General features: G+C 68.2%; 20 protein-coding genes. 6 read left to right on the top strand and 14 right to left on the bottom strand.

Going from position 1 to position 21,203, the window contains the following annotated elements; all coding sequences use genetic code 11:
* The first annotated feature begins 107 nt into the window (after window positions 1-107).
* Window positions 108-980 (top strand): 1,4-dihydroxy-2-naphthoate polyprenyltransferase, encoded by an 873-nt coding sequence (locus ACAG21_RS01315; RefSeq protein ID WP_370494263.1) that lies wholly within the window; start codon window positions 108-110, stop codon window positions 978-980.
* 165 nt (window positions 981-1,145) lie between these two features.
* Window positions 1,146-2,153, top strand: a complete 1,008-nt coding sequence (gene fabH / locus ACAG21_RS01310; protein WP_370494262.1) for a beta-ketoacyl-ACP synthase III — start codon at window positions 1,146-1,148, stop codon at window positions 2,151-2,153.
* A 2-nt stretch (window positions 2,154-2,155) separates the two neighbouring features.
* Here the strand turns inward: fabH and ACAG21_RS01305 are convergent, their stop codons facing one another.
* Window positions 2,156-2,524 carry a DUF4229 domain-containing protein gene (locus tag ACAG21_RS01305; protein WP_370494261.1) on the bottom strand — a complete coding sequence of 123 codons (369 nt, stop codon included), beginning with the start codon at window positions 2,522-2,524 and terminating at the stop codon, window positions 2,156-2,158.
* Between the two features lie 46 nt (window positions 2,525-2,570).
* Between ACAG21_RS01305 and ACAG21_RS01300 the strand changes: the two genes are divergently transcribed.
* The gene (locus tag ACAG21_RS01300; protein WP_370494260.1) at window positions 2,571-2,732 is read left to right on the top strand and encodes a hypothetical protein; all 162 of its coding nucleotides are present in this window, start codon (window positions 2,571-2,573) and stop codon (window positions 2,730-2,732) included.
* Window positions 2,733-2,740: 8 nt separating this feature from the next.
* Here the strand turns inward: ACAG21_RS01300 and ACAG21_RS01295 are convergent, their stop codons facing one another.
* From ACAG21_RS01295 to hemL, 7 genes are read right to left on the bottom strand one after another with little or no spacing between them, the layout of a single operon-like run.
* Window positions 2,741-4,024, bottom strand: coding sequence for a MinD/ParA family protein (locus ACAG21_RS01295; RefSeq protein WP_370494259.1), 1,284 nt, complete (start codon window positions 4,022-4,024; stop codon window positions 2,741-2,743).
* Between the two features lie 32 nt (window positions 4,025-4,056).
* On the bottom strand, window positions 4,057-5,043 hold the full coding sequence (gene ccsB / locus ACAG21_RS01290; protein ID WP_370494258.1) for a c-type cytochrome biogenesis protein CcsB: 987 nt from the start codon (window positions 5,041-5,043) through the stop codon (window positions 4,057-4,059).
* A complete protein-coding gene (locus ACAG21_RS01285) occupies window positions 5,040-6,638 on the bottom strand; it encodes a cytochrome c biogenesis protein ResB (RefSeq protein WP_370494257.1) in 1,599 nt (532 codons plus the stop codon). Before ACAG21_RS01285 ends, ccsB begins: the two co-directional genes overlap by 4 nt.
* A 17-nt stretch (window positions 6,639-6,655) precedes the next feature.
* Window positions 6,656-7,435, bottom strand: coding sequence for a cytochrome c biogenesis CcdA family protein (locus tag ACAG21_RS01280; RefSeq protein WP_370494256.1), 780 nt, complete (start codon window positions 7,433-7,435; stop codon window positions 6,656-6,658).
* Window positions 7,432-8,058 (bottom strand): TlpA disulfide reductase family protein, encoded by a 627-nt coding sequence (locus ACAG21_RS01275; RefSeq protein ID WP_370494255.1) that lies wholly within the window; start codon window positions 8,056-8,058, stop codon window positions 7,432-7,434. Before ACAG21_RS01275 ends, ACAG21_RS01280 begins: the two co-directional genes overlap by 4 nt.
* Before the next feature lie 14 nt (window positions 8,059-8,072).
* Entirely contained in the window at window positions 8,073-8,684 is a 612-nt protein-coding gene (locus ACAG21_RS01270) for a histidine phosphatase family protein (RefSeq protein ID WP_370494254.1), read from the bottom strand.
* Complete coding sequence (gene hemL, locus ACAG21_RS01265) at window positions 8,684-10,015, bottom strand: glutamate-1-semialdehyde 2,1-aminomutase (RefSeq protein WP_370494253.1); 1,332 nt, start codon at window positions 10,013-10,015, stop codon at window positions 8,684-8,686. The genes ACAG21_RS01270 and hemL overlap by 1 nt, the downstream gene beginning before the upstream one ends.
* 234 nt (window positions 10,016-10,249) lie before the next feature.
* Between hemL and ACAG21_RS01260 the strand changes: the two genes are divergently transcribed.
* A complete protein-coding gene (locus ACAG21_RS01260) occupies window positions 10,250-10,645 on the top strand; it encodes a nitroreductase family deazaflavin-dependent oxidoreductase (protein WP_370494252.1) in 396 nt (131 codons plus the stop codon).
* On the opposite strand, the gene ACAG21_RS01255 is transcribed toward ACAG21_RS01260, so the two are convergent.
* The 4 genes from ACAG21_RS01255 to ACAG21_RS01240 all read right to left on the bottom strand — a co-directional run bounded on the left by ACAG21_RS01255 (window position 10,642) and on the right by ACAG21_RS01240 (window position 15,396).
* Window positions 10,642-11,988 carry an amino acid permease gene (locus ACAG21_RS01255; protein WP_370494251.1) on the bottom strand — a complete coding sequence of 449 codons (1,347 nt, stop codon included), beginning with the start codon at window positions 11,986-11,988 and terminating at the stop codon, window positions 10,642-10,644. The genes ACAG21_RS01260 and ACAG21_RS01255 overlap by 4 nt on opposite strands.
* A gap of 93 nt (window positions 11,989-12,081) precedes the next feature.
* Entirely contained in the window at window positions 12,082-12,822 is a 741-nt protein-coding gene (locus tag ACAG21_RS01250; protein WP_370494250.1) for a class I SAM-dependent methyltransferase, read from the bottom strand.
* A gap of 88 nt (window positions 12,823-12,910) precedes the next feature.
* Complete coding sequence (locus tag ACAG21_RS01245) at window positions 12,911-14,245, bottom strand: MFS transporter (RefSeq protein WP_370494249.1); 1,335 nt, start codon at window positions 14,243-14,245, stop codon at window positions 12,911-12,913.
* Window positions 14,246-14,247: 2 nt separating this feature from the next.
* Entirely contained in the window at window positions 14,248-15,396 is a 1,149-nt protein-coding gene (locus tag ACAG21_RS01240) for an LLM class flavin-dependent oxidoreductase (RefSeq protein WP_370494248.1), read from the bottom strand.
* A 214-nt stretch (window positions 15,397-15,610) separates the two neighbouring features.
* Between ACAG21_RS01240 and ACAG21_RS01235 the strand changes: the two genes are divergently transcribed.
* Both ACAG21_RS01235 and ACAG21_RS01230 read left to right on the top strand, forming a co-directional pair.
* Window positions 15,611-16,486, top strand: a complete 876-nt coding sequence (locus tag ACAG21_RS01235; RefSeq protein ID WP_370494247.1) for an alpha/beta hydrolase — start codon at window positions 15,611-15,613, stop codon at window positions 16,484-16,486.
* A 19-nt stretch (window positions 16,487-16,505) separates the two neighbouring features.
* Window positions 16,506-18,677 carry an acyltransferase family protein gene (locus ACAG21_RS01230; protein WP_370494246.1) on the top strand — a complete coding sequence of 724 codons (2,172 nt, stop codon included), beginning with the start codon at window positions 16,506-16,508 and terminating at the stop codon, window positions 18,675-18,677.
* Between the two features lie 277 nt (window positions 18,678-18,954).
* On the opposite strand, the gene ACAG21_RS01225 is transcribed toward ACAG21_RS01230, so the two are convergent.
* Complete coding sequence (locus ACAG21_RS01225) at window positions 18,955-19,650, bottom strand: GDSL lipase (protein ID WP_370494245.1); 696 nt, start codon at window positions 19,648-19,650, stop codon at window positions 18,955-18,957.
* A gap of 214 nt (window positions 19,651-19,864) precedes the next feature.
* Window positions 19,865-21,094 (bottom strand): acyltransferase family protein, encoded by a 1,230-nt coding sequence (locus tag ACAG21_RS01220; RefSeq protein ID WP_370494244.1) that lies wholly within the window; start codon window positions 21,092-21,094, stop codon window positions 19,865-19,867.
* Window positions 21,095-21,203 lie beyond the last annotated feature (109 nt).

Here is a 21,203-nt window from a genome sequence, read left to right as displayed (position 1 = left end):
TACGCCGCTTCCTCTCCCCGCAAGCGGGTGGTACCCCCACATCGCTTCGCTCTGCATCGTCACCGGCGGGCATTCGCCCATTGTGGTGCATAGGGCAGGATGCCCTGGTGGCCACTTTTGCGCAGTGGATTTCGGGAGCCCGGCCGCGGACGCTGCCCAACGCGATCGCACCGGTCATCGCGGGCACCGGCGCGGCGGCATGGCTGCACAGCGCCGTGTGGTGGAAAGCGCTGCTGGCGCTGGCCGTCGCCGTCGCGCTGACGGTCGGGGTCAATTACGCCAACGACTACTCCGACGGCATCCGGGGCACCGACGACGTCCGGACCGGCCCGGCACGGCTGGTGGGATCGAAATTGGCGACGCCGCGAGCGGTGCTGACCGCCGCGGTGGCCTCGCTCGCGGTGGGCGCCGCGGCCGGTCTGGCGCTGGCCCTGCTGTCCGCGCCGTGGCTGATCGCGGTCGGTGTCGTATGCATCGCGGGCGCCTGGCTCTACACCGGCGGCTCGCGGCCCTACGGGTATGCGGGTCTCGGCGAGGTCGCGGTGTTCGTGTTCTTCGGGCTGGTCGCCGTACTGGGCACCCAGTACACCCAGGCGCTGCAGGTGGACTGGGTGGGGCTGGAGCTGGCGGTGGCCACCGGCGCGCTGTCGTCGTCGGTGCTGGTGGCCAACAATCTGCGGGACATCCCGACCGACGCGCAGGCCAACAAGATCACCCTCGCGGTGCGCCTCGGCGACACCTACACCCGGGTGTTCTACCAGGGACTGCTGGCAACCGCCGGGGTGCTGACCCTGGCGCTGATGTGGGCGACGCCGTGGTGCGCGGCGGGCCTGATCGCTACCCCGTTGGCGCTGCGCGCCGCCGGGCCGGTGCGATCCGGGCGCGGCGGCCCCGAGCTGATCCCGGTGCTGCGCGACACCGGCCTGACGATGCTGGTCTGGGCGGTCGCGGTGGCCACGGCCTTGGCGCTGGCGCATTGACGCATCCGGCGTCAGTGCGCGCTCGGGGCTTCTCGTGTGCGTTGACGTCGCCGTCATTACACACCCGATAACGGGATTCCTTCACGAAGACGTCGTCGGATTCCGGTAACACACGTTAGCGTCGGTGTGACAGCCCTTACACCGCTAGACCGAGCGAGGAGCGCAATGCAGCAGATCGCCGCGATCAGTGGACCCAGGAACGTCGGACTGCTCAGCGTCGGCGCGTACCGCCCCGAACGCGTGGTCACGAACGAGGAGCTGTGTCGCAACATCGACTCGTCCGATGAGTGGATCTACTCGCGCACCGGCATCAAGACCCGCCGCTTCGCCGCCGCCGACGAATCCGTCGCGTCTATGTCGATCGAGGCCAGCCGGGAAGCTATCGCCAGGGCCTCGCTGGAAGCGACCGACATCGACGGCGTCATCGTCGCCACCAGCACGCAGTTCTTGCAGACCCCGGCCAGCGCGCCGGCGGTCGCTTCGGCGTTGGGCGCCACCGGTGTGCCCGCATTCGACGTCTCGGCCGGATGCGCCGGCTTCGGCTACGCCGTCGGCATCGCGGCCGACATGATCCGCGGCGGCAGCGTGGCCAAGATGCTGGTCATCGGTTCGGAGAAACTGTCCCCCACCGTCGACATGCTCGACCGCAGCAACTGCTTCATCTTCGCCGACGGCGCCGCCGCGGTGGTGGTGGGCGAGACACCCGAGCAGGGTATCGGGCCAACCGTGTGGGGCAGCGACGGCGAACAGGCCATGGCCATCCGTCAGGACATCGACTGGATCGCCTACACCGAGAACCCGACCGGCCCGCGCCCGTTTCTCCGACTGGAAGGCAGCGCTGTATTCCGTTGGGCCGCATTCGAAATGGGCAAGGTCGGGCGACAGGCGATGGACGCCGCGGGGGTGCGACCCGATCAGATCGACGTGTTCATCCCGCATCAGGCCAACGCCCGGATCAACGAGGTACTCGCCAAGAATCTGGACCTGCGCCCGGACGCGATCGTCGCCAATGACATTGAGCACACCGGGAACACGTCCGCGGCGTCGATTCCGCTGGCGATGGCCGAGCTGCTCGCGACCGGGGCGTCCCGGCCCGGCGATCTGGCCCTGCTGATCGGTTACGGCGCCGGCCTGAGCTACGCAGCGCAGGTCGTGCGGATGCCCAACTACTGAGCTCAGCTCTCGGAGGGCTCGTCGTCGACGGCCTCGCCGCGCAGCCGGGCTTGCAGGTGTTCACGTTCGGCGCGGCGGCGTTCGCCGGAAACCGCGAGCGAGGCCGTGGCACGCCGGCGCAGCGGGCCGAACACCCAGATGCCCAACGGCATCGCGATGACCAACGCGAACAGCGCCGCGACGACGATCGGGATCTGGTTGACGCCGAGCAGTCGCGCCACGAGATAGATCACCGCGGTGAGCACGACCGCCAGCAGCAGCCGCGCCGCGGCGTAAAGCAAAACGTCGACCACCACGCGGTCGCGAGTGCGCTGCTGCGCACCGTCCGGCGGATGGTTCCCAGTGCTGTTGTCGCTCGGCCCTTCTGACACAGCTCGAGCCTACGGCGCGAGTATATTCGCTCACAGGAGGTGTGCAGTGCTCTACCTGGTGGTCGTCCTGGTCTTGGGGACGCTGATCTACATTGGCTGGCGCGCGGCGCGATCGCAGGCGCACCGGCCGAAGACGCGCGTCATCGGGCCAGACGACGATCCAGACTTCATGCGGCGGTTGGGAAGCGGGGACGACAACCCCCGCTGACCCCTCCGTCAGACGATGCCGAGGTTCGGCTGGTCTCCCGGAAACCCTTCGGCGACAACGGCAGCCAAGCCGACGAGTGCTTCACGGGTCTCCCGCCGCATCTGATCCAGGTGGATCTCGGCGCCCTCGTCGAGATGAGCGTCGTAGGGCACCAACCGCACCGCGCGGCAGCGCCGCGAGAAGTGATCGACCACCTTGTTCATGTCGACCTTGCCGTTGCGTGGGCGCACCGCGTTGATGACGGCGATCGAATTGCGAACCAGCGCTTCGTGGCCGTGCGCGTCCAGCCAGTCCAGCGTCGCCGAGGCGCTGCGCGCACCGTCGATGGAACCAGAACTCACCACGATCAGAACGTTGGCGTTCTCCAGCACCGACGACATCGCCGAGTGCAGCAGGCCGGGCCCGCAATCGGTGATCACCAGGCCGTAGTAGCGCTCCAGGATGGCCAGGGTGCGGGTGTAGTCGTCGGCGTCGAATTCCTCCGACACCGCCGGATCACTGTCCGACGCCAGCACTTCCAGCCCGCTCGGGCCCCGCGAGGTGTAGCGGCGGACATCGCTGTAGCGCTCGACGGTTCCGGCGTCGTGCAGAAGGTGACGCACGGTGCCCGCGGTCTCCAGCGGGACCTTTTGACTCAGGGTGCCGCGGTCGGGGTTGGCGTCGACGGCCACCACCCGGTCGCCGCGGATCTCGGCGAAGGTGGCACCCAGGGTGGCGGCGATTGTGGTTTTGCCGACGCCACCCTTCAGGGAGATCACCGCGATCCGGTAGGAGCCGCGCAGCGGCCGGTTGACCGAGGCCACCAAGTTGTTCTGCCGGGCGGCCCGGGGGCTCTCCCCCAGGTTGATCGTCCGGCCGGACAGCACGTACACCAGGCGGCGCCAGCCCTCCGACGGCGGCGGCTTGATCGGGCGCAGCAGCATGCCGGTGGACAGCTCCGGATACGGCGTGTGCGGCAGGTGCTCGCGGCGGTACGGCGCCGGGGCTGGCGCCGGCGCGTCGGCCTGGCCGTTGTAATAGGCGCCGTACGCGGTCGGGTCGACGCGCGGGATGCCGGTCACGGGCGTGGAATCCCAGGGCGGCATCCCGGCCGGGGGCGGCGCTGGTGCTTCGCGCCGCTCGGGGACCGGCAGCCGACGCTCGGTGCGGAAGCCGGCGAAAGCCCTGGTCGGCGCCTCGGTGTTGGGATCGGCAGCCGTCTCACCGGCCGACTGCTGCTCCTGCGGATTCACATCAGCCGTCGGATGTTCGGGCGCCCCCACGCCACTCGATGACTGCTCAGCCACGTGCATTTCCCCCTTGTTGCGGTGTCGCTTCCTAACTGTCAGCCCACGCCGGCATACGAATGCAGGCCCACGGTGACCAGGTTAACGAAGAACAAATTGAAGACCATGGCCACGAAACCGACCACGTTGACCCAGGCGGCCTTTCTGTCTCGCCATCCCGCGGTCGACCTGGCATGCAGGTACGCCGCGTATACCACCCAGGCGATGAACGAAACCGTCTCCTTGGGATCCCAGCCCCAATACCTGCCCCAGGCCTCCTCGGCCCAGATGGCCCCGAAGATGACCCCGAAACCGAAGACCGGGAACGCGAAGATCGTGGTGCGGTAGGCGATGCGGTCCAGGGTCTGCGCGTCGGGCAGCCGATGCACTACACGTTGCAGCGCGCCCTCTGCGCGCTGATCGGCGGTGGGGTCGCCGAACCGCGCGGTGCGCAGCAGAAACAGGATGCTGGCGATGCCGGCGACCAGGAACACCCCGGAGCCCAGGCTGACCACCGACACGTGGATGGGCAGCCAGTAGGACTGCAGCGCCGGCATCACGGGAGCGGCATTGGTGTACAGCCAGCGCCCGGACACGGTGAGCAGGATCAGCACCGGCAGCAGCAGGAAAACCCACAGCGGACGGAACTGCGGGCGGCGCAGCACGATTGCCCCGGCGATCAGCCCGCACAGGCAGGTGAGGTTGATGAACTCGTACATGTTGCCCCACGGCACCCGCATGGTGGCCAGGCCGCGCAGCACCAGGCAGGCCAGCAGCAGGCCGATGCCGAGGTAGACGACCGCCAGCCCGGCCCGCCCGGCGCGTTCGTCGACCGGCCGCCGGTCGACGTCCTCGACGATGCCGGGGGTGGCGCTGTCGGCGCGCACGCCGGCCAGGACCCGCTCCCGGTTGTCGGATCGCCTGCTGCCGACGTAGGCGAGCTCGAAGGCCAGCAGCAGCAGCGCGACGACCAGGGCCACCACCGCCGAGGTGAACGCCCAGTCCGAGTAGCGCGCCAGGGTGATATTGACGTGCAGGGTGTTCATGTGAGGTCCCTTCCGGCCGCGGCGGGCGCGGCCGCAGCCGGCTCGCTCAGCCCGGTCAACAAGCGCTCGGTGAGCCTTTCGAACTCGTCGCCCCAACCGGAGTTGTCGGTGCGGGCCAAGCCGCCCAGCTCGACGTTCACCGTACCGGGGGCCGATTCCACCGGCATCAGACGAACCCATACCCGGCGCCGGCGCACCAGCAGCGAGACCAGCAGCCCCGCCATCATCGTGACAGCGAAGACCAGCACCCAGGCCTGGCCGGGGTCGTGGGAAACCTGCAGGTTGACGAACGGCACGGCGCCGTCGAACCGGATCGTGGTGCCCGCGCCGGGCCCCTGGTCGATGCGCACCTCCTGGCCGGCGCGCAGGTTGACCCGCTTCTCCTTGGTCAGCCGGCCCTGCTCGATCAGCCGCGGATCCAGGGTGAACAACGACTGCGGGCGCCCGGTGTCCAGGCCGGTGTCGCCACGGTAGATGTCGACGGCCACCGCCGGGGCGTCCAGCGCCGGGAACCGCGACGACAACAGCGCGCCGTCGAGTTGCGCGGTCGGCGCCAGCAGGCCCTGGATCGCGATCTGATGCTGGCGGCGCTCGGCGGCGTTCGGGTAGCTGCCGGCCGGCGGGTCGATGCGCGCCACCCCCGACGAGAGCAGGGTCTGCGGGTTGTCGGGGCGCCACTGCACGGTCGACGTCCGCTGCTGCCCGTCGGGGAAGGTCACCGTAAAGGTGGGCGCGTAGCCGTGGCCCTGCAGATAGACCCGGTCGCCGCCGACCCGCAGCGGGTGGTTGACCTCCAGCCGGTAGGGCCGCCAGCTGTTGGCCGCCAGGTCGCGACCGTCCTGGTAGTCGATATCGGCGGCGAACGACGTGGCCTGCCCGGACGGCAGGTAGTGCGCCTGAAAGTCGTTGACCCGTACGCAGATTGGGTGCAGCGAGGTGCCGTCGACAGTGTTGCCGGCGCGGAACGAGTCGAACGCGGCCGGTGAGGCCGAGCAGAAGCCGGGGCCGCCGTCGGCGATGACGATGACGTTGCCTTCGTAGCCGAACAGCTTGCCGACGGCGACGGCGACCAGCAGGCCCAGCAGCGAGAAGTGGAAGACGATGTTGCCGAATTCGCGTAGGTAGCCCTTTTCGGCCGAAATCTCAACGGCGTGGTCCTCGTGGCGGATCGCGGTGCGCCAGCCGTTCAGCCGCCCGGCGATCTTGTTCGCCACGGCGTTCAGGTCCGCCTCGTCGGCCAGGGTGAGCTGCGAGCTGGCGTGCTTGGGTAGCCGGGCCAGGTTGCGCGGCGCCGCGACGGGCGTAGCGCGCAGGCTGCGGGCGTGCTCGATCATCCGCGGGGTCAGGCAGCCGACGAGGGAGACGAACAGCAGCACGTAGATGGCGGTGAACCAGAAGCTGGAGAACACGTCGAAGGCCTGCAGCCGATTCAGCCACGGGCCGATCGTCGGGTGGGCGGCCAGATACTCGTCGACCTTGCCCGCGTTCAGGCTGCGCTGCGGCAGCAGCGCTCCGGGGATCGCGCCGAGCGCCAGCAGACACAGCAGCACCAGCGCGGTGCCCATCGAGGTCAGCGCGCGCCAGGTGTTGCGCATCCAAGCGAGAGCGTGCCTCAAATCGGCAACCTCACGTCGCTGACGAACGCGTCGCGCAGCCAGGAGATGAAGTCGTTCCAGACGCCGGTGACCAGCAGCACCCCGACCGCGATCAGCAGCGCGCCGCCGAAGACCTGGATGGCCCGGCTGTGCCGGCGCAGCCAGCCGAGGCCGGCGACCGCGCGGGCCGAGCCAAAAGCCAACAGCACGAATGGGATTCCCAACCCCAGGCAGTAGGCGATCACCAGCAGGATGCCACGGGGAACATTCGCGCCCTCGGTGGCCGAGGCCACGGTGATCACGCCGGTCAGCGTCGGGCCCAAACACGGCGTCCACCCCAGCGCGAACACCGCACCCAGCACCGGCGCCCCGGCGACCGTCGTCAGCTGTTGCGGGCTGAACCGGACCTGGCGCTGCAGAGCGGGAATGAGCCCCACGAACACCAATCCCATCACGATGGTCAGCACGCCGCCGACGCGCTGCAGCACCAGCTGGTTGGTGATCAGCGTCGTCGTCATCCCGAGCACCGCGACCGTGCCGAGGACGAACACCGTGGTGAATCCGGCGACGAACAGTGCCGCCGATCCGGCGACGCGCCACCGGGTCGCAGGCGGGGCTTTGACCACCCCAGACCCCGGCTGGTCGTCCACTCCGACCACCGCGGCCAGATAAGACAGGTAGCCCGGCACCAGCGGCACCACGCAGGGCGAGGCGAACGACACCAGCCCCGCGAGCACGCAGGCCCCCATCGCCACCAGCAAGGGCCCGGCGGCGGCGGTCTGTGCGAAACCGGTCATCGAGACGAACCCTGCTGCCCCGGCGCCTTCACGCCCGGCGGCGCTTCCTGGGTCAGCTTCTGCACCACCGGCCGCAGATCGGACGCCAGCAGCTCCCGCAGGAACACCGCCGCGACCCGGTGCTGGCGATCCAGCACCAGCGTCGACGGGATGACGGTGGTCGGATACTTGCCGCCGAATGCGATCAGGGTGCGCATCGCCGGGTCGTAGATCGACGGGTAGGTGACGGACCGGTCGTTGACGAAGTCCAGGGCCGCCTGGCGATTGTTGTCGCGCACGTCGATGCCGAGGAATGACGCCCCCGATTCGCGGGTGGCGTCATACACCTGCTGCAGCTGGGTGACTTCGGCGCGGCACGGCCCGCACCACTGGCCCCAGACGTTGATGACGACGACGTTGCCGGCGAAGATCGCGTCGTCCACCGACAGCGTGTGCGACGGGTCGGCGAGGTCCGGTCCGGATAGCGGGCCGGGGCGGCCGCGACTCGATGGCGGGTCGTAGAAGATGTCGGTTTTGCCTCCGGGAGAGACGAATTCGAAGGTGCCGCCCTGCGCGACGGCATCATGACCAGCCGAGCAGCCGGTCAGCAATCCGGAGATTGCCAACACAGCCACGGTGATCATCGACCGAAGCACGGTCAGGTGCCGCGCGCCGGTTGGGAGTATTCGACGTCGACCAGCCGGTCGCCGTCGTAGACCAGGGTGGTCAGCGAGGCGAGGTCGCATTCGCGCCGCCGCGGGTCGTGCCACAGCCGTTGGCCGGTCAGGTGCAGCCGCAGCGTCCACACCGGCAGCTGATGGCTGACGCACACCACCTCGTGGCCCGCGCCGCGGGCCCGCGCCTTGTCCACCGCGGTCGACATGCGTTGCGCGATCTCGCGATAGGGCTCACCCCACGACGGCGTGAACGGATTGCGCAGCTGCCACCAGAAGCGTGGATTCCGCCAGGCGCCGTCACCCGGGGACATGCGCTTGCCCTCGAAGAAGTTCGCCGACTCGATCAGATCGGGATCAGTGTGAATGGGCAGGTTGAGCCCGGACGCGATGGGAGTCGCGGTCTCCTGCGCCCGCTGCAGCGGCGAGGCGATGACCGCGACGATGTCGCGGCCGGCCAGCGCGTCGGCGACCGCCGCCGCTTGCGCTTTACCCCGGTCGGACAAGTGAAATCCGGGCAGCCGCCCGTACAGGATGCCGTCGGGGTTATGCACCTCGCCGTGGCGCATCACGTGCACCCGGGTTTGTTCGGCCATCAAGATGCTCCCTGTTGGGTCGCGCTCGCGGCAGCGCGCGCGGCACCGGGCAGCGCTTCCCCGATTCGCTCGAACGCGCTGTCATCGAGTGCTGCCGAGACGAACCACGCCTCGAACGCGCTGCACGGCGGGTAGACCCCCGCGTCCAGCAGGGCGTGGAAGAACGGCGGATAGCGCCACGTCTGGCTGTTGCGAGCCGACGCGAAGTCGGTGACCGGAGTGTCGGTGAAGAACACCCCGAGCATATTGCCGGCCCGCGGAATCTGGTGTGGCACACCAGCATTGGTGAGTGCATCGGAGAAAAGACCGGCCAGACGGTCGGCGTTGGCGTCCAGCGCGGCGTAGACGGCGTCGTCCGCGGTGCGCAGGGTGGCCAGCCCGGCGGCCATCGCCACCGGGTTACCCGACAGGGTGCCGGCCTGATACACCGGCCCCAGCGGCGCCAGGCGCTCCATCACGTCGACCCGTCCGCCGAACGCGGCAGCGGGCAGCCCACCGCTCATCACCTTCCCGAACGTGAACAGGTCCGCGTCGACGGGATCGATTCCGTACCAACCGCTTCGGTTGACCCGGAAACCGGTCATCACCTCGTCGACGATCAGCAGCGCGCCGTGCTCGGCAGTGATCGTCCGTAGTCCCGCGTTGTAGCCCGCGGCCGGCGGGACGACGCCCATGTTGCCGGGGCTGGCCTCGGTGATCACCGCGGCGATCTGATCTCCGAACTGGGCGAACGTTTCGCGGACCGCATCAATATCGTTGTAGGGCAACACAATTGTGTCGGCGGCGGCGGCGCCGGTGACGCCCGGCGAGGACGGCAGTCCCAGCGTCGCCACCCCGGATCCCGCGTCGGCCAGCAACGCGTCGACGTGACCGTGATAGCAGCCGGAGAACTTGATGATCTTGGCCCTGCCGGTGAAGCCGCGGGCCAGCCGCACCGCGCTCATCGTGGCCTCGGTGCCGGAATTCACCAGCCGAAGCCGCTCGACCGGCGCGACCCGGCCGATGATCTCAGTAGCCAGCTCGGACTCGGCCGGGGTGGGTGCCCCGAACGACAGACCGTTGGCCGCGGCCTTGGCGACCGCGTCGACCACGGCGGGGTGCGCGTGGCCCAGGATCATCGGCCCCCAGGAGCAGACCAGGTCGACGTAACGATTGCCGTCGGCGTCGGTGAGCCAGCACCCGTGCGCCTCGGTGATGAAGCGCGGCGTGCCGCCTACCGCGGTGAACGCGCGCACCGGCGAGTTCACCCCGCCGGGGATGACCTTGCAGGCGTCGTCGAACAACCGCGCCGAGGTGCGCACCGACGCGGTCGCCTGATCAGTGCTGCCCATGCCGACCAGTGTCCCAGCCTTCACCGATCGCTCAACTACAGGGTGTAGCAGTCAGGCGTCCTGTTGGTCGGATTCCTGCGCGGCCATCGGGTCGCGGCGGGCCGCCGCGTGTTCTCGGCGGCGCGTTCGTGGGCAGCGCCGGCCGAGGCAGCCATGCAATGAACGTGCACCGTTTGCGCCGGATTAAGCGGCGACGCCTTGAAGTCGGCCGCCGACCCGGAGTTGGATGGTGTCATGCAACTTCCCCAAGGCCTGGCCCGGTTCAACCGGCACGTCACCAACCCCATCCAGAAGATGTGGGCCGGCTGGGCCCCGTCCTTCGCCATCATCGAGCACACCGGGCGCAAATCCGGCAAGGAGTTCCGCACGCCGGTGAGCGCGTTCAACGCGACCGTCGAGGGCAAACCCGGCATCGCGGTGCTGCTGACCTACGGCCCGGACCGCGACTGGCTGAAGAACCTCAAGGCCGCCGGCGGCGGGAAGATGCGGCGCCACGGCAAGACGTTCGGCATCACCGACCCCCAGATCGTCAGCCGCGACGAAGCCGCCGAGCATGTCAGCGGCGGGACGCAGAAGGTCTTCGGGCGGCTGCCGTTCGAGCAGGCGGTGCTGTTCACCAAGACGTCCTAGGCGGCGCGGCGAACCCTCGCGCGGGTCACGAAATACAGTCCCAGCACGAACGCCCAGGACAACAGCGACAACCAGAACTGGCTGCGCGCCGAATGGTCGAACGCCATCTGCACCAGCACGGCGGTGATCCCGGCCAGCGTGAGGATCGACAGCACCGGGAAAAACCACATCTTCAATCGCAGCTTCTCCGGGGGAGTGCGCCGGCGCAGGATGATCTGCGACAGGGCGATCAGCCAGTAGACGAACAAGATGATCGCGCCCGAGGAATTGAGCAGGAACAAAAACACCGTGCGCGGCGCCAGCCAGGACATGAGCACGCACAGAAACCCGATCGCCGACGAGAACAAGATGGCGAAGTGCGGGACCCCGCGGCCGCTGAGTTTGACCAGCCGCATCGGCGCCTCGTTGCGCGCAGCGAGCACGAACAGCATGCGCGACGCGGTGTAGAGGCCGGAGTTCAAACACGACAGCACCGCCGTGAGCACCACGGCGTTCATCACCTGATCCGCACCGGCCAGGCCCATCTGCTTGAACGCCGCGACATACGGCGAAGCACCGGGCTCGACCGAGTTCCACGGCAGGATGACGACGAGCAGAAAGACCGAGCCGACGAAGAAGATCGCGATGCGCACGACCACCGAGCGCGTCGCCCGCTGTACCCCGAGCGCCGGGTCGCGGCTTTCGGCCGCGGCGATCGTGACGATCTCGGCACCGACCATCGAGAAGATCACCACGACGATCGCGGCGAAGACCGCACCGATGCCCTTGGGGAAGAATCCGCCGTGGGCGGTCAGGTTGGCGAACCCGCCGTGCCGCCCCGGCCACAGGCCGAGCACGAAAGCCGCACCGATGCCGAGGAAGACGATGATGGTCGCGACTTTGATTCCGGCGAACCAGAATTCGAACTCGCCGAACGATGTCACCGAGAACAGGTTCGTCGCGGTCATCAACACCATCAGGCACAGCGACAGCACCCACAGCGGCGCGTGAAACCAGTAGTTGAGGACTTTGCCGCCGGCGACCGCCTCGAACCCGACGACGATCACCCAGAAATACCAATACAGCCAACCCACCGAAAATCCGGCCCAGCCGCCCAGCGCCTTGGCCGCGTAATCGGTGAACGATCCGGTCGACGGGTTGGCGGCGGCCATCTCCCCCAGCATCCGCATCACCAGGACGACCAGCACCCCGCACAGCGCATACGCCAGGAATGCGGCAGGGCCGGTGTCCCGGATTACCACGCCCGACCCGACGAACAGCCCGGCGCCGATCACCCCGCCGAGCGCGATCATGCTCAGTTGCCGCTGCGAAAGTCCTTGGCGCAGTTCTGAAGTGCTGGCCATACTGCGCCCTCCCGGCGTGCCCGCCACCTGGTGCTGGTGACTAACCACAGCACATCGTCGGTTGGGCCACCACCTGGGCGCCGCCTAACCTGGTCAATCCAGGCGGGTGGCCACCACGGACCACACCGGTAAGTGCACCCGGTGATCTTCCAAGAGCGGATCGATCACGCCCAGTCGATGCACCAGCGGTCGCATCTTCTCCAGAATCTCGCCCTGCTGGTCGGACGCAAAGGTTTTCATCGCGTCGAACGTCTCCTTGAGGAAGCGAGCCTGGTAGGTCGTTGCACCCAAGTAGTCGACGCGCCACCCACTGCCACCGAGTACCCGCTCGAAATTGTCGGCCGGTATCCCGGTCCACTGCAGGCCGTTGACGTTGTGGGGGCTGAATTCGAACATGTACAGACGAGCCCCGGGCTTGGTGGCCCGGTGCAGCGCTTGCGCGTACCGGGTCTGGATGTCCTCGTCATTCAAAAACACGTGATAGAACGCGCTGTCCACCACGGTGTCGAATCGGCCGTCGAAACCTTCCAGCCTGGTGGCGTCGGCCACCTGGAAATCGACGTGGACTCCGGCCCGCTCGGCGTTTCGCTTGGCCCGCTCGATAGCCGATGGCGACTCGTCGATCCCGGTTGCCGAATACCCTTGCGCCGCAAAATGAATGGCGTGGTAGCCGGGACCCGTACCGGGATCGAGCACCTCGCCGCGAATCCCGCCGTAGGCCACCAGTTGCTCGACGGCGGGCTGCGGGCCGCCGATGTCCCAGGGGATCCGCCGGTCGGTGTGCTCCGCCTGGTCGTACAACGACTCGAAACCGGCGACGTTGGCGTCAGTCACTTGCCTTCTCGCTTCCTCGGCGGCTGCCGACGGGGGAACGACAACTCCAGTAGTGCAGCCTACTGAGGAAAGCGACTGTGCACGGGGGTTAGAGGTAGAGATCTTGGTCGCGGATCAACGCCGTGGCGATCACGCTAATGGCCGCCGTGGCAACCAGATACCCGCACGCCAGCCACGGCGTGCCTCCGGTCGCGGCGATCAGCGCGGTCAGGATCATCGGCGTCACCCCGGAGGCATAGATGCCCGAGAACTGGTAGACGAACGACAAGCCGGTGTAACGGGTCCGGGTCGGGTACAGCGACGAGAACAGCGTGCCCTGCGCGCCGTAGAACAGCGCGTGCACGACACCGAACACGACGACCATCGCCAGCCCGAACAACACCAGGTTCTTGGTGCCGAACAGGGCGAATACCGGGAAGGTCACCAGGCCGTAGCACACCACACCCACCAGGTAGACCCGCCGGGCGCCGTACCGGTCGGTCAATGCGCCCGACACGGGCAACAGCACCGCCATCACCAGGGCGGCGATGGTCACCACGACCAGGACGGGCACCTTGTGCAAGCCCAGCGCCCCGGTGGCATAGCTGATCGCGAACACGCCCCAGGTGTTGAACGCCGAACCCTCGGCCCACCGAGAAAGCAATCCCAGCAAGGTGTTTCGCCTGGAGCGGCCGCCGCGGAAAATCTCGCGGATCGGCACGGTGGACGCCGCCTCGAGGCCGCGCAGCTCCTGGAACGCCGGTGTCTCGTCGACGCGCCACCGCACCAGGACGCCGACCACGACCAGCACCAGGCTCAGCAGGAAGGCGATCCGCCAGCCGTAGGCGAGAAACTCCGCCGAACCCAACTCGACCTGCAGGAGCGCGAAGATGCCGGTCCCCAGCGCCAGGCCCAGCGCCAGGCCGATTTGCGGGATCGCGCCGTACCGGCCGCGCTGGTCGCCGGGGCTGTGTTCGACGGCCAGCAGCACCGCACCGCCCCACTCACCGCCGAGTGCGAAACCCTGCAGCACGCGCAGCACCAGCAGCAGGATCGGCGCCCACACCCCGATCGCGGCGGCGCTCGGCAGCGCGCCGATCAGCGCCGTCGCACCTCCCATGATCAGCATCGTCAGCGCCAGGCTGCGTTTGCGCCCGATCCGGTCCCCGATGTGGCCGAACACCAGGCCACCGACGGGCCGCATCACGAACCCCACCGCGAACGTCGCGAACGCCAGCAGCGTGCCCACCAGCGAGCTGGCGTGGGGAAAGAACAGCTTGCTGAACACCAGCCCGGCGGCGGTGGCGTAGAGGAAGAAGTCGTACCACTCCACCGTGGTGCCGAGCAGGCTCGCGGCGACGACGGTGCGCAGGCGCCGGCGCCGGTCGGCGTCGGATTCGTCGAGGTTGTCCGCCGGTGCCGGGGCGGGCAGCGTCGTGGCCATGGCTATTGCGCCGAGGCGGCGGCGAACGGCGTCGACGAGGCCGGCTGCCGGGACTTGCGATTGGGGTGCTTCCACACGCCCCGGCGCTCCAGCAGGGGCAGCACGCCTTCGCCGAACCAGTACGCCTCTTCCAGGTGCGGGTATCCGGACAAGATGAAGTGGTCGATGCCGAGGTCGGCGTATTCGATCAGTCGCTGCGCGACCTCCTCGTGCGACCCGACCAGCGCGGTGCCCGCACCGCCGCGCACCAGGCCGACGCCGGCCCACAGGTTGGGCGCAATCAGCAGCTGACTGCTGTTGCCGCCGTGCAACTTCAGCATTCGCTGCTGCCCCTCGGATTCGCTGCGGGCCAGGCTCGCCTGCACGCGTTCAACGTCCGCCGGGTCGATCGCCTCGAGCAGTCGCTCGGCCTCGGCCCAGGCTTCCTCGGCGCTCGGGCGGCTGATGACGTGGATCCGTAGTCCGAATTTCAGGGTCCGCCCGACGTCGGCGGCCAGCCCGCGCACCCAATCCAATTTCTCGCCGACGGCCGCCAGCGGTTCACCCCAGGTGAGGTAGACGTCGGAGTACTTCGCCGCGACGGGCCCGGCCGACCCGGACGAGCCGCCGAAGAACACCTCGGGAATCGGGTCGGGCGGATTGTTCAGTTGTGCGCCCTCGATGTGAACGTGCTCACCGGCGAACGTCACCGGTTCTTTCGAGGTCCACAATTGCCGCACCACGTCGAGGAATTCGGCGGTGCGGGCGTAGCGCGCCTGCTTGTCCAGGAAATCCCCGTAGGCCCGCTGCTCGTGGGGTTCGCCACCGGTGACGACATTGAGCAGCAGCCGTCCGTCCGAGTGGCGCTGGAAGGTGCCGGCCATCTGTGCGGCCAGGGTGGGGCTCAGCAACCCCGGGCGGAAGGCGACCAGGAACTTCAGTGTCTCGGTGCGCTCGATCAGCGTCGCCGTCGTCAACCAGGCGTCTTCACACCACAATCCGGTCGGTGTGAGCACCGCCTCAAAACCGTTGTCCTCGGCGGCGGCGCAAATCTGGTGCAGATACCGCAGCGTCGCGGGCCGGTCGCCGTGCATCGACGTACCGTGCCCGCCGGCGACGAGATTGCGCGAATCCCCGTACGTCGGCAAGAACCAGTGAAATGCCAGAGTCATCGAGTCCTCTTCCGTTCTTGATCAGCATTCGTTTCGGAACCATGCACGAAAGCTCCAGCGTCGCGAAGCACGGTGCGCCGCGCGAGAGTTGAAACCTCGCAGATTCAATCCGCCCGACTGTGCTGCGCCGCACGTCACTGCTCGATGACTGCCGCATCACAAAGCCCTTCCAAACTCCGCGACGGGGTCGGAATGACGCTGTGTGCGCGGCATTATGACGCTCGTGCCTGAACCGAACCGCCGCGCGGTGCTGCGATTGGGCGCCAATGCCACCGTTGCGGCCGCTGGCGCGTGGGCGTTGAGCGCCTGGCTGGATCCGCTGGAACCACGAGCGGCGCCACTGCCGTCCCCGTTCGAACCGTCGACGGCGAGCAGCAACCTGCCCAACAAACTGACGGGCTCGTTCATCTCCAAGGCGCGCGGCGGGGTCAAGACCAACTGGGTGATCGCGCTGCCGCCCGGGCAGATGTCGCAGAGTGGGCCGCTGCGACCGGTGATCGCGCTGCACGGCAAGGACGGCGACGCGAACATGATGCTGGACTGCGGCGTCGAGGACGCGCTGGCCCGGCTGGTCAAGGAGGGCAAGCCGCCGTTCGCGGTGGTCGGCGTCGACGGCGGCAGCGACTCCTACTGGCACAAGCGGGCCGACGGCACCGACTCCGGTGCGATGGTCCTCGACGAGCTGTTGCCGATGCTGGGCTCGATGGGCATGGACACGTCTCGGGTGGGCTTCATGGGCTGGTCCATGGGTGGATACGGGGCACTGCATCTGGGCGCCAAGCTGGGGCCGTCGCGGACCGCGGGGATCTGCGCAATCAGCCCGGCGCTGTACCCGTCCTACGCCGACTGCGCACCCAAAGCGTTTGACAGCGAAGAGGACTGGCTGACCAACAGCGTCGTGGGCCTGCCGGCGCTGTCGCAGATTCCGCTGCGGGTGGACTGCGGGACATTCGACCGTTTCTATCCCGCGACACGCCAATTCGTGAGCCAACTCAAAACGCCTCCGGCGGTAAGCTTCACCGTCGGAGGCCACGACATGACGTGGTGGCGTTTGCAATTACCCGGCGAGCTTTCCTGGCTGGCAACCTAGCGAGGCATCCCAACAAGGCATGGCAGTCCGGCAGGAAACCGCGTCGAGCCCGCCCTCACCAGCGGGCGATAGCCCCACCGGACAAATCAAGCGACGCGGATTCCGACCCGACATCGAGGGCCTGCGTGCGGTCGCCGTCGTTGCCGTCGTGCTCTACCACGCGGGCATCCCCGGTACCGCCGGCGGCTTCATCGGCGTCGACGTCTTCTTCGTCATCTCGGGCTTCCTGATCACCGGCTTGCTATGGCGCGAGGTCAGTAGCGCGAAAACCATTGCGCTGGGCCGGTTTTACGGAGCGCGGGCCCGACGGCTGTTGCCGGCCGCGGCCACTGTCGCCGTCGTCACCGCCATCGCGGCGGCCGCCGTGCTGCCGCCACTGCAGGCCCGAAGCGTCTTCCTGGACGGCATCGCCAGTGCGCTCTACGTCGGCAACTACCGCTTTGCCCATCAAGGCACCGACTACCTGAACGCCGAGGCGCCCTCGCCGTTCCAGCACTACTGGTCGCTCGGCGTGGAGGAGCAGTTCTATCTGGTATGGCCGGTGCTGATCATCGGCACCGCGTGGTTGGTCGGACGCGTGCGACGCGACGCCGAGGCCAAATCCAAGGCGGCGCCGTACGCGGCGGTGCTGGCATTGGTTGCCGCGGCCTCGCTGGCGGCGGCCGTGGTGTGGACCCGTAGCTCGCCGCCGTGGGCGTTCTTCTCGTTGCCCACCCGGGCCTGGGAGCTGGCCGTCGGCGGGCTGGTCGCGCTGTCGATTGAGCAGTGGCGCCGGCTGCCACTGTTGCCCGCGGCGATCGCCGGTTGGGGCGGCCTGGCGCTGATTCTGCTGACTTGCACCCAGCTGGGCCCCGCTACGCCTTACCCCGGCACCGCGGCGCTGCTGCCGGTACTGGGCACCGCGCTGGTGATCGGCGGTGGCTGCGTCACCCGCAGCCTGGGGGTCGGCCGGCTGCTGTGCCGGCCGGCGATGCGCGCGATCGGGCGGGTGTCGTACTCCTGGTACCTGTGGCACTGGCCGGTGCTGCTGCTGATGCCGCGGGTGCTGGGCGAGGCCGGCCTGGCGGCCCGGTTGGCAGCGACGGCCGTCTCCGCCGGGCTGGCGGTGATCACGTTCCATCTGGTGGAGAATCCCGGCCGGTTCGCCGCCGCGCTGCGCCGGTCGGCCAAGACGAGCCTGGCCGTAGCCGGGATCGCCAGCGCCGCCACCGCTTCCGCCTGCGTGCTGTTGCTGACGGTGATACCGGTTCCGGTCGGCCACGGCCCGGCCGCGGCGAAGGCCACCATCATGGCGCTGCTGCCCGCCGCCCCCGACGCCGGCGGTCAGCAGACGGCCGTCCAGCAGGCTCTGGCGCAGGTGCGCGACGCCGTCGCGAAGGCCGCCGGCCTGCGTGCCGTCCCGTCGAATCTGGATCCGCCGCTGGCCCAGGCGCCGGCCGATAAGGCCGCCGTCTTCGTCAACGGCTGCGTGCGCTCCTGGCGCGACATCGGGCAAAGCGAGTGTGCGGCAGGCGACATCGGTTCGCCGACGACGCTCGCGCTGATCGGCGACTCGCACGCGGCGATGTGGAACCCGGCCTTTGCCCAAGTCGCCGAGCAGCGGCACTGGCGACTGGAAACGATGGCCAAAGTGACCTGCCCGATCCAGGACCTGCCCATCGACAGTCCGTATCTGGGCCGCGAGTACACCGAATGCGAACAATGGCGCACACAGGTGCTGGCCCGGGTGGCGGCCGAGCATCCGCGGCTGGTCGTGCTGGACATGAGCCGGCGTTACGGCGGCGATTTCGGCTTCGTGTCTTACGACCCGGCGTGGATCGAGACGCTGGGCCGCACCGTCGCGCAACTGCGCCGCACCGGCGCGACCGTGCTGGTGCTCGGCCCCGCCCCGGATCCGCAGTCCCCGGTGCCCACCTGCTTATCCGGACACCTGGACGACGCCACCGCCTGCGCGCCAAGCCGTTCGGTCGCGGTCAACGACGGCGGTATCTCCGCGGAACGGGCCGCGGCCACCGGCAACGGCGGCCACTACGCCGACCTCACCGACCTGTTCTGCACGTCGCAGCGTTGCCCCATGATCGTCGGTAACACCCTGGTGTTTCGCGACGACAACCACGTCACAACCGAATATGCGCAGTTGTTGGCGCCAGTGATGGGCGCACTCGCAGACGGAGCCATAACGGACGGATGACGTTGCGATGACTTTCTTTGCGAATGAACCCCGCCGCGAAACCGAACGTGTTAGGAATGTAAGGGTTTTGGAGGTTTGAAATGTCCCCGCTGTTGTTGGTCTGCATCGCGGCTGCTACGCCAGTCGCCGGAATCGGCTTGATGCAGCTGCAAGCACGCCTGGAGCAGTGGGACTACGAACGGCACGCAGAAGACTAAGCGCTTCGGGGTTGGCGCGTAAAGCCTTGCGCGGCTGGCATTTTGAGGGGGGCCAGCCCGCCGAAACTTTCGGTGCCTGGTTACCTGAATAGCTGCGTGCGAATCAGCGGCGCAATCTTGTCTGCCATGTATCGGTGCCCGGCATCGTTGGGGTGCACGCCATCTGGGCCGATCAGGTCGGGCCGGTCGACGAACCAATGGGCGCCGATCGGGTCGACGAAAGCCGCGCCGGCAGCCCGCGCCTCGGAGTTGAGCACATCACGGATCTGCAACACGGATTCGGGTACATCGGCGGTCGGCCACGGCGGTCCGATTACCAGGAATCTCGCCGTCGGCGCCAGGATGCGCGCGACTTGGAAGGTATCCCGCGCCCGGCCGGCCAGCATGCCCGGATCGGTGCCCTGGTCGTTGCGAGAGCCGAAGAACACCACCAGCACGTCGTCGGCCTTGACCGACCTGACGGTGAGATCCTCGAAGATGCTGCCGTGGTCACCGGGTACGGCATAACCGGCCCTGCCCTCGGCCGCCACCTCGGCGTCGATCTGCAGGCCGCGCTTGGTCAGTGTTTGCCAGGCCAAGGCGGTCCACGCGTTCGGGCCCAGGCCGCCCTCGTCGGTGCCGGTCGTGTACGAGTCGCCGACCACCGCGATGTGGGTCAGCCGGCCGTCCAGGGTCAGTGGCTGGTAAGGCCGCGCGTGTGCCGGGTGTGCCACGACTTCACAGCCCACGCCGACCAGCAGAGCGAGGTTGACGACGAACGCGGCCAGACGACTCACTCTTACCTCCCCCTGTGCACAGCATGGCCCGGCAATGCACCCAACCAACGGAAATCGTACGAATAACCGACGCGAACCGGCCGACAACGCGCTGTGTCACATTCGCGATCCAGGGCCGGGTCGATCAGCATGCCCCAAGCTACCAGTGTGGCGCGGCTACCATTGCGATCTCCTGGTCCGAGACGGTATGGGGCACAGCATGATTCGCGGGCACTCAGGAAGCCGTGCGCTCGGTGATCGGTTCCAGTCCGCCGTCGATCTGGTGAACCCTCGCCTCGGCCGGCTGGGCCGCGGGACGGACGTCGACCATCCTGCGCATCCAGCGGCGGGCGGGCTCCTCCACGACGTGATAGAGCAGGCTGGACAGCGCCAGAGCGATCGCGAACAGGCCCAGCACGTTCCATTTCCAGGGCGAATCGGACTCCCACGGCGTGAGTTCGAATTGTTCGACGGCCCATCCCCAGGACGTGTGCACCAGTTCATGCACCATGTACAGGCAGAACGAGATCTGCCCGCCGTAGACCATCACCCGGGTGGACAGCAGCCTGGGCAGGCTGCCCAGGCCGACCGCCAGCGTGATGACCAGAGGGACGAACAGCACGTCGACCACCCCGCCGCTGTCGTTTTCCACGACCCCGCTGATCGGATGGGCGTTGAACCAGTACAAAACGCCCACCACGGCGGCCAGCAGCAGCAACGAGAGATATCCGGCGATGTGGCGACCGCGATCGGTCAGCCGCAACCGGCGCACGGCCGCGCAGGCCAGCGCCCCGGCGGTGAACTGTGTCACGATCCGCGGCAGCCAGCTCCACGGTGTGTAGAAGTGACCACTGGCCAACAGCATCACCACCGGCGGCAGCGAGGCCGCGACGGCCAGCCACATCAGGGTCCGCGCGCGGGTGGCCAGCTTCATCCGGAACACGACCAGGGCGAGCACGCCGAAAAGCAGGTAAGCCAGCCATTCCGCGCTGATCGACCAGGCTGGCCCGTCCCAGCTGGTTCCGTCGAAGAACGGCTCGAACCACAGCTGCACCAGCAGGACCTGGCGGATGTAGCTGACCGCGGTGAGGTCGTTCGCCTCAGGCAGCGGCACATGGCCGACGTGCAGCGACAGGATCACCAGCAGCGCGGCCAGGTGCATGGTGACCAAGTACACCGGCCACACCCGGGCCAGCCGCAGCCACAGGAAGTGCAGGGTCTCGCGCGTCGACCAGGAACGGCCCATCCGGTCGAGGTAGTTCCAGGTCAGCACGAACCCGCTGAGGATGAAGAACAGGTCGACGCCTTGGGCGCCGCAATTGAGCACCGGCGCCAGGTTCTCGCGGAAATCGGGCGAGATGTCGCTCAGCATCGGCCGGAAATGAAACAGCACCACCCACACGGCGGCGATGATGCGCAGTCCCGTCAGGGCCTTGATCTCACCCTTGATCTCTGCGCTGCGCACGACGCTCTTTCGCTCTGAACCCTGCGGTTTTCGTTGCCTTCTCACCCGGCTGACCGGGCATTTCGCCCTATCCCAAGCCCCCCGACTCGCAACCGGTAGCCAGAGCAGC

The organism is Mycobacterium sp. pR1184 (assembly GCF_041287235.1).
Lineage (GTDB): Bacteria > Actinomycetota > Actinomycetes > Mycobacteriales > Mycobacteriaceae > Mycobacterium.
The sequence above is the reverse complement of the archived record's forward strand: the minus strand, read 5'-3'. Positions and strand labels throughout refer to the sequence as shown.